9 protein-coding genes are annotated in these 6,702 nt (G+C 70.8%); 2 read left to right on the top strand and 7 right to left on the bottom strand.

All coding sequences use genetic code 11. The annotated features are described in order from the left end of the window. From VB737_RS13755 to VB737_RS13725, 7 genes are all read right to left on the bottom strand, one after another. A partial coding sequence (locus tag VB737_RS13755; RefSeq protein ID WP_500313773.1) for a HEAT repeat domain-containing protein occupies positions 1 to 459 on the bottom strand: 459 nt, incomplete at its 3' end. A 5-nt stretch (positions 460 to 464) separates the two neighbouring features. After that, complete coding sequence (locus VB737_RS13750; protein ID WP_500313771.1) at positions 465 to 728, bottom strand: DUF3188 domain-containing protein; 264 nt, start codon at positions 726 to 728, stop codon at positions 465 to 467. Next, positions 725 to 1,945 carry an amidohydrolase gene (locus VB737_RS13745; protein ID WP_500313769.1) on the bottom strand — a complete coding sequence of 407 codons (1,221 nt, stop codon included), beginning with the start codon at positions 1,943 to 1,945 and terminating at the stop codon, positions 725 to 727. Before VB737_RS13745 ends, VB737_RS13750 begins: the two co-directional genes overlap by 4 nt. Before the next feature lie 13 nt (positions 1,946 to 1,958). After that, positions 1,959 to 2,747 carry a tetratricopeptide repeat protein gene (locus VB737_RS13740; RefSeq protein WP_500313767.1) on the bottom strand — a complete coding sequence of 263 codons (789 nt, stop codon included), beginning with the start codon at positions 2,745 to 2,747 and terminating at the stop codon, positions 1,959 to 1,961. 1 nt (position 2,748) lies between these two features. Beyond that, on the bottom strand, positions 2,749 to 3,552 hold the full coding sequence (gene sufC, locus VB737_RS13735) for a Fe-S cluster assembly ATPase SufC (RefSeq protein WP_500313765.1): 804 nt from the start codon (positions 3,550 to 3,552) through the stop codon (positions 2,749 to 2,751). 73 nt (positions 3,553 to 3,625) lie between these two features. After that, entirely contained in the window at positions 3,626 to 5,068 is a 1,443-nt protein-coding gene (gene sufB / locus VB737_RS13730) for a Fe-S cluster assembly protein SufB (protein WP_500313764.1), read from the bottom strand. A 16-nt stretch (positions 5,069 to 5,084) separates the two neighbouring features. Beyond that, entirely contained in the window at positions 5,085 to 5,450 is a 366-nt protein-coding gene (locus VB737_RS13725; RefSeq protein WP_500313762.1) for a ferredoxin-thioredoxin reductase catalytic domain-containing protein, read from the bottom strand. Positions 5,451 to 5,663: 213 nt separating this feature from the next. Here VB737_RS13725 and sufR point away from each other — a divergent pair, with 213 nt between their 5' ends. Both sufR and VB737_RS13715 read left to right on the top strand, forming a co-directional pair. Beyond that, entirely contained in the window at positions 5,664 to 6,395 is a 732-nt protein-coding gene (gene sufR / locus VB737_RS13720) for an iron-sulfur cluster biosynthesis transcriptional regulator SufR (protein ID WP_500313761.1), read from the top strand. Between the two features lie 3 nt (positions 6,396 to 6,398). Beyond that, positions 6,399 to 6,702, top strand: a 304-nt coding sequence (locus VB737_RS13715) for an NDH complex assembly factor CRR9 (protein WP_500313759.1), incomplete at its 3' end; no start/stop codon positions are given.

Below are 6,702 nucleotides of genomic sequence, written 5' to 3'. Positions count from 1 at the left end.
GGCCCGCACCGTGCCGTCACCGTCGGTCACCGCCTCCCGGGCCAGCTCCAGCAGCCAGGCCGGCGGCATGGCCTCCTGCTCGGCCAGGGCCGAGAGGATGCTGCAGCGCACCAGCCACTGGTCGTCGGCCACGAAGGCATCCCGCAGCAGGGGCCAGGCCCGCTCCACTCCATAACTGGCCAGGGCGTTGGCGGCCTCGGCGCGCACGTTGGCGTCCTCGTCCTGGCGCACCGCCGCCGCCAGGGCCGCCCAGCCCGCCTCGCTGCGCTTCACTCCCAGACCGGCGCAGGCCAGCGAACGGATCACGAAGGTGGTCTGCTCCAGCCCCAGCAGCAGCAGCGGGATCGCCGCCTCCGCCTCCACCCCCCGCAGGCCCGCCAGGGCCGGCATGGCCTTGCTCGGATCACCCGAGGCGATCGCCTGCCGCACCGCTTCCAGATCGGGGGTGGATTCACTCACGGGGATCAGGGCGGGGATCCTTCACCTTGGCGCAGCTCGCCGCCGGCTGGGGGGGCCTGGCGCAGGGCCCGCAGCAGCTCGGCCCGGCGCCGCCGTCGCCGGATCCAGCTGGTGGTGAGCAGGCCGACGCCGATCACCAGGGCGGGCACGGCCGGCAGCCGGTCGGTGCCCTGGCGGGTGAACAGCACCAGCAGGGCCAACAGGATCAGCAGCGGCGAGGAGATCGCCAGCAGCGCCGCCCGGAAGCGGGAGGGCCGACGGCCGCTCAAACCGGCTGCTCCATCCAGCGCAGCAGGCTGAGGGTGAGCACCTTGATGCCCACCTCCAGGCAGCCCTCATCCGGATCGAAGCTGTTGCTGTGCAGCGGCGTGCAGCCGCCGGGCCCGGCCACCCCCAGGCGGAACATGGTGCCGCGGGTGCCCTCCAGCAGCTGGGCGAAGTCCTCGGCCCCCAGGGACGGCTGCTCCAACCATTGCACCCGGGAGCGGCCCAGCAGCGCCACGGCCGTGTCGGCCACCAGCTGGGTGAGCTCCGGATCGTTGTGCACCGGTGGCGAGATGCAGCGGTAATGCACCCGGGCCTCACCGCCATGCCCCTGGCAGAGAGCGTGCACCGTGTCCTCGATCCAGCCCGGCAGCTGGGCGTGCACCTCCAGATCCAGGCAGCGCACCGTGCCCAGCAGCCGCACGTGGTCGGCGATCACGTTGAAGGCCTTGCCCCCCTCGATCAGCCCGAAGCTGACCACCACCGGATGCAGCGGATCCAGCCGCCGGCTGATCGCCTCCTGCAGGCCGCTCACCACCCGGGCGGCGATCCAGATCGCATCGGTGCTCTGGTGCGGGCGGGCGCCGTGGCCCCCTTCCCCCAGCACCTCCACCTCCAGCTCCCCCGCCGCGGCCGTGAGGCTGCCACTGCGCACCCCCACCGTGCCCACCTCCAGGCTCGGAAACACATGCACCCCGAACAGGGCCTGCACCCCGTCCATCGCCCCGTCGGCCCGCATCCAGGCCGCCCCCTCCGCCGTCTCCTCCGCCGGCTGGAACAGCAGCCGCACCCGGGCCGTGAGCCGGTCGGCCACGCCGGCCAGCAGCCGCGCCACGCCCAGGCCCACGGTGGTGTGGATGTCGTGGCCGCAGGCATGCATCAGCCCCTGGCGGCTGGAGGCGTAGGGCAGCTCGGTGCGCTCCTCGATCGGCAGGGCATCCATGTCGGCCCGCAGGGCCACCAGCGGCGCCCCCACCGGCCCCAGTTCGGCCACCACCCCGGTGCGGCCCACCCCTTCACGCACCTCCCAGCCCCAGCGCCGCAGCTCCCCGGCCACCAGGGCAGCGGTCTGCTGCTCGTGGCCGCTCAGCTCGGGGTGGCGGTGGATGTGGCGGCGGATCTGGATCAGCTCCGGCAGCAGCGTCTGCAGGGTGTCCTCCAGCCCCAGGGCGTCCCAGGTGGCATCAGCCGGGGCCATGGGGGACAGGGGGGGAGGCGTCATGGACGGGGGTGGTTCAGGAGGCCAGGGCCAGGAACTGGGCCAGAGCCTGCACGGGCACGGGCGGCCAGCGCCGTATCTGCAGCAGCCATTCTTCCTGCCGGTAGCGGGGATCGAGGCCGGAGGCCGCGGCCCAGTGGCTCTCGGCCTCGCCCCGGGCCCCGCGCTGCCACAGCAGCGCCGTGAGGCCGGCGCGGGCATCGGCGAACAGGGGATAGCGGCGGATCAGGTCGCGCAGCTGCTTCTCCGCCACTGCGATGTCCCCCAGCTGGAAGGCGGCCAGGGCGGCGCTGGAGCGGGCCATGGCGAAGCCCGGGCGAGCGGCGGCGGCCGCCTCGAAGCACTGGCGGGCTGCCGGCCAGTCGCCCCGGGAGCCCTCCACGTTGCCCAGGTTGTAGAGGGCGGAGGCATCCTCCGGATGGCGCTCCAGGATCCACTGGTAATCCGCGGCGGCGGCGCTCCACAGGCCCAGGGCCTCCTCGGCGGTGCCGCGGTTGAGGTGGGGATCGGCGCTGGCGGGCTCCAGCTCGATGGCCTTGTCCTGGTCGGCGATCGCCGCCCGGGCGTCCCCCAGGGCCAGCTGCACGTTGCCGCGGTTGCTCCAGGCCGAGGCGTCCTCGGGGGCCAGATCCACCACCCGGTCCCACAGGGGCAGGGCCTCGCCGAAGCGTCCCTCGCGGCTGGCGGCCAGGGCATCGGCGCCAGCGGAGGCGACAGCAGCGGCGTTCGCCAGCAGGGCGGCGACCCAGCCGCCGGGGGCGGCGCCTGCGGCGGCGGTGGGAGTGGAAAGCGAAGCGGCCACCATCTCAGCCCACCTCCGCCGGCGTGCGCTCGGTGGCCGCCAGTTCGGCGTCGACCCAGTCGTAGCCCCGCTCCTCCAGTTCCAGGGCCAGCTCCTTGCCGCCGGTGCGCAGGATCCGCCCCGCCGCCATCACGTGCACGTAGTCGGGCGTGATCACATCCAGCAGCCGCTGGTAGTGGGTGATCAGCAGGGTGGCGTTGTCGGGGCCGGCCAGGTGGTTCACACCGCCGGCCACGATGCGCAGGGCATCGATGTCGAGGCCGGAGTCGGTCTCGTCGAGCACCGCCACCAGCGGCTCCAGCAGGGCCATCTGCAGAATCTCGTTGCGCTTCTTCTCGCCGCCGGAGAAGCCCTCGTTCACGGAACGCTCCAGGAAGGCCGGATCCATCTGCACCACCTGCAACCGCTCGCGCACCAGGTCCTCGAAGGCGAAGGTGTCGAGCTCCTCCTCCCCCTTGCCGGCCCGGCGGGCATTGGTGGCCACCCGCAGGAACTCCAGGTTGCTCACCCCGGGAATCTCCACCGGGTACTGGAAGCCGAGGAACAGGCCGGCGCGGGCCCGCAGTTCCGGCTCCAGCGTGAGCAGGTCGTCGCCCTTGTAGAGGACCGTGCCACCGGTGACGGTGTAGGCCGGGTGGCCCGCCAGCACCTTGGAGAGGGTGCTCTTGCCGCTGCCGTTGCGGCCCATCACCGCGTGGATCTCACCGGCACGGATCGTCAGGGACACCCCCTTGAGGATCGGCTGGTCCTCCACGCGGGCCGTGAGATCACGGATCTCGAGCAGAACGGGAGCGTCGGGGCGGATCACGGCGGGGGAGAAAAGGGCAGGGAAAGAACAGAGGAAGAAGCGCGGGGCCGGCCGGGGTGGCCGTGGGCCGGGATCAGCCGACCGAACCCTCGAGCTTGAGGGCCAGGAGCTTGTCGGCTTCAGCGGCGAACTCCATCGGCAGCTGGTTGAACACGTCGCGGCAGAAGCCGCTCACCATCATCGACACCGCCTCCTCGAAGGCGATCCCCCGGCTCTGCAGATAGAAGAGCTGGTCTGCAGAAATCCGGCAGGTGCTGGCCTCGTGCTCGATGCGCGCATCCGGCTGCTGGGAGCGGATGTAGGGGTAGGTGTTGGCGGCGGCCTGGTCGCCGATCAGCATCGAATCGCACTGGCTGTAGTTGCGGGCGCCCACGGCCTTGGGCCCGAGCTGCACCAGGCCCCGGTAGCTGTTGGAGGAGTGGCCGGCGCTGATCCCCTTGCTCACGATCGTCGAGCGGGTGCGGGGGCCCACGTGGATCATCTTGGTGCCGGTGTCGGCCTGCTGGCGGTTGTTGGTGAGCGCCACCGAATAGAACTCGCCCACCGAATCGGCCCCCTGCAGCACGCAGCTGGGGTACTTCCAGGTGATCGCCGAGCCGGTTTCCACCTGGGTCCAGCTGATGTGGCTGCGATCGCCGCGGCACTGGCCCCGCTTGGTGACGAAGTTGTAGATGCCGCCCTTGCCGTTCTCATCCCCCGCGTACCAGTTCTGGACGGTGGAGTACTTGATCGACGCGTCATCGAGGGCCACCAGCTCCACCACCGCCGCATGCAGCTGGTTGGTGTCGAACATCGGCGCCGTGCAGCCCTCCAGGTAGCTCACGGAAGCGCCTTCCTCGGCCACGATCAGGGTGCGCTCGAACTGGCCGGTGTCGCCGGAGTTGATGCGGAAATAGGTGGAGAGCTCCATCGGGCACTCCACCCCCTTCGGAATGAACACGAAGGAGCCGTCACTGAACACGGCCGAATTGAGAGCAGCGAAGTAGTTGTCGTTGCCGGGCACCACCGTGCCGAGGTACGTCTCGATCAGGTCGGCGTGGTCCTTGACCGCCTCGCTGATCGAGCAGAAGATCACACCGTGCTCAGCCAGCTTCTCCCTGTAGGTGGTGGCGATCGAGACGCTGTCGAACACCGCATCCACCGCCACGTTGGAGAGGCGTTTCTGCTCGCTCAGGGGAATACCGAGCTTGTCGAAGGTCTCCAGCAGCTTGGGGTCCACCTCATCGAGGCTGGCCTTCTTCTCCTGCTGCTTGGGAGCCGCGTAGTAGATGATCTCCTGGTAGTCGATCGGCGGATGGCCTAGGGCGGCCCAGTCGGGCTCCTCCATCTGCAGCCACTGGCGATAGGAGCGCAGACGGAAATCGAGCAGGAAGGCCGGCTCGTTCTTTTTGGCGGAGATCAGCCGCACCACGTCCTCGCTGAGGCCCTTGGCGATCTTCTCGGTTTCGATGTCGGTGACGAAGCCGTACTTGTACGGCTGGCTCACCAGATCGCCGACGGTTGCGCTGCTCGCCATGGGGAAGGGGGCCGGTTCAGCCGGCGGTGAGGGACTGGATCTCTTCGAGACTGATGGTCTGCTGCTCGCCCCGGAAGGGGTTGTCCTCGGTGAGGAAGAGCATGCAGTGGCACTCCTTGCGCTCCCGCATCGGCACGCAGGGGCAGTTCCAGAACGCCTGCGCCACCTCCGCCTCCTTGTCCTCGTAGTGGCGGCAGGGGCAGAGGGCACCGCCCAGCTCGTCCTTGTGGCGGGCCAGACCCTCGAGCACCACCGCAGTGACCCCGGGATCGCTGCAGAAGTAGGTGCCGGTGCGCTGGGCGTAGGTTTCCGCGAAACGGCGGATCACCTCCAGGCTTTCGGCACCGGCTGCGGGGGTCGTCTGGGCGGAGGCGTCGGTCATGGGCAGAGCGTCGGGTTGCGCGCACCGGTGGATCGAATAACGAAACACTTTGGTTTCGTTACTGCGGGAGCCTAAGGCACAGGCGTGGTCCGTTGACGGCATGGAAAGGCCATTGTGACGCCCCGGCGGGCACCACCGCCCAGCCCCCAATCCCCCGGCGTGCGTGGCATGGTGTTTTGGTCAGACGACCGTCGTTGCGGTCAGACGCCCGTCATGAGCGCCCCAGCCCAGTCCCGCGGCCTCCCGGCCGTTCCCGCCGAGGGAAGCCATCCCACCCGGGAGGCGGCTCTCTCGCTGCTGCTGCGGGAAGGTGAGGCGACCGCGGGCCAGCTGGCGGCCGCCCTGGGGGTTTCGGTCCAGGTGATGCGCCGCCACCTGCGCAGCCTCGAGGACGATGGCCTGGTGCAGGCGAGCGCCCCGCACGAGGGCCCCGGCCGGCCCAGCAACGTCTGGCACCTCACCGCCCTGGGCCAGGGCCGCTTCCCCGACGGCAGCGAGACGTTCGCCCTCGGCCTGCTCCACACCCTCACCGAAAGCCTGCCGGCGGACACCCTCGAACTGGTGTTGCGCCAGCAGGCCGAGGAGAAGGCGGCCGACTACCGCGGACAGATCGGCAGCGGCCCCCTGGCCCAGCGGATCGAGCGCCTGGTGGAGCTGCGCCGCAAGGAGGGCTACGTGGCCGAATGCCGCCGCGACGACACCCCCGCCACCGACAACGGCGAGCCTGCCGCCTGGGTGATCAGCGAATTTCACTGCTCGGTGATGCGCATCGCCGAGCAGTACCCCGTCGTCTGCGACCAGGAGCTGCGCCTGATCCGCCACACCTTCCCCGACTGCGCCGTGGAGCGCGTCCACTGGCGGCTGGAGGGGGGCCACAGCTGCGGCTTCCGCATCGCGCCCGTCACCGGGAACCCCGTGGCCACCGGTCCCACCCCGGCCCCCTGAGCCGTGCTCAGCCCTGACGAGCTGGGGGAGCTGGAGGCCACCCTTCTGCCCACCCTGGAGCGCCACCACCTGCGGCTGCTGGCCCATGGCCTGCGCACCCTGCAGTCCATCGCCGGGCGGCGCGACGGTGCACTGCCGCCGGAGGAGGCGGTGGCGGCCTGGGCCGCCGCCCAGCCTGTGGTCGCCGCCGATGCCGACTTCGAGCAGGCCTTCCTCACCCAGATGGGCCACGTGGCCGTCCAGCTGGCGGCCATCGCCACCGCCGCCGGCCGGGAACCCCTCGCCCTCGACCTGGCCGACCTGATCG

Source organism: Synechococcus sp. BA-120 BA3 (assembly GCF_034931285.1).
GTDB lineage: Bacteria > Cyanobacteriota > Cyanobacteriia > PCC-6307 > Cyanobiaceae > Cyanobium.
The sequence above is the reverse complement of the archived record's forward strand: the minus strand, read 5'-3'. Positions and strand labels throughout refer to the sequence as shown.

What these genes read in the sequence shown, in the direction of transcription:
- VB737_RS13745 (WP_500313769.1), bottom strand. Translation starts at nt 1,945, where the DNA reads ATGACGCCTCCCCCCCTGTCCCCCATGGCCCCGGCTGATGCCACCTGG.
- VB737_RS13740 (WP_500313767.1), bottom strand. Translation starts at nt 2,747, where the DNA reads ATGGTGGCCGCTTCGCTTTCCACTCCCACCGCCGCCGCAGGCGCCGCC.
- sufB (WP_500313764.1), bottom strand. Translation starts at nt 5,068, where the DNA reads ATGGCGAGCAGCGCAACCGTCGGCGATCTGGTGAGCCAGCCGTACAAG.
- VB737_RS13725 (WP_500313762.1), bottom strand. Translation starts at nt 5,450, where the DNA reads ATGACCGACGCCTCCGCCCAGACGACCCCCGCAGCCGGTGCCGAAAGC.
- sufR (WP_500313761.1), top strand. Translation starts at nt 5,664, where the DNA reads ATGAGCGCCCCAGCCCAGTCCCGCGGCCTCCCGGCCGTTCCCGCCGAG.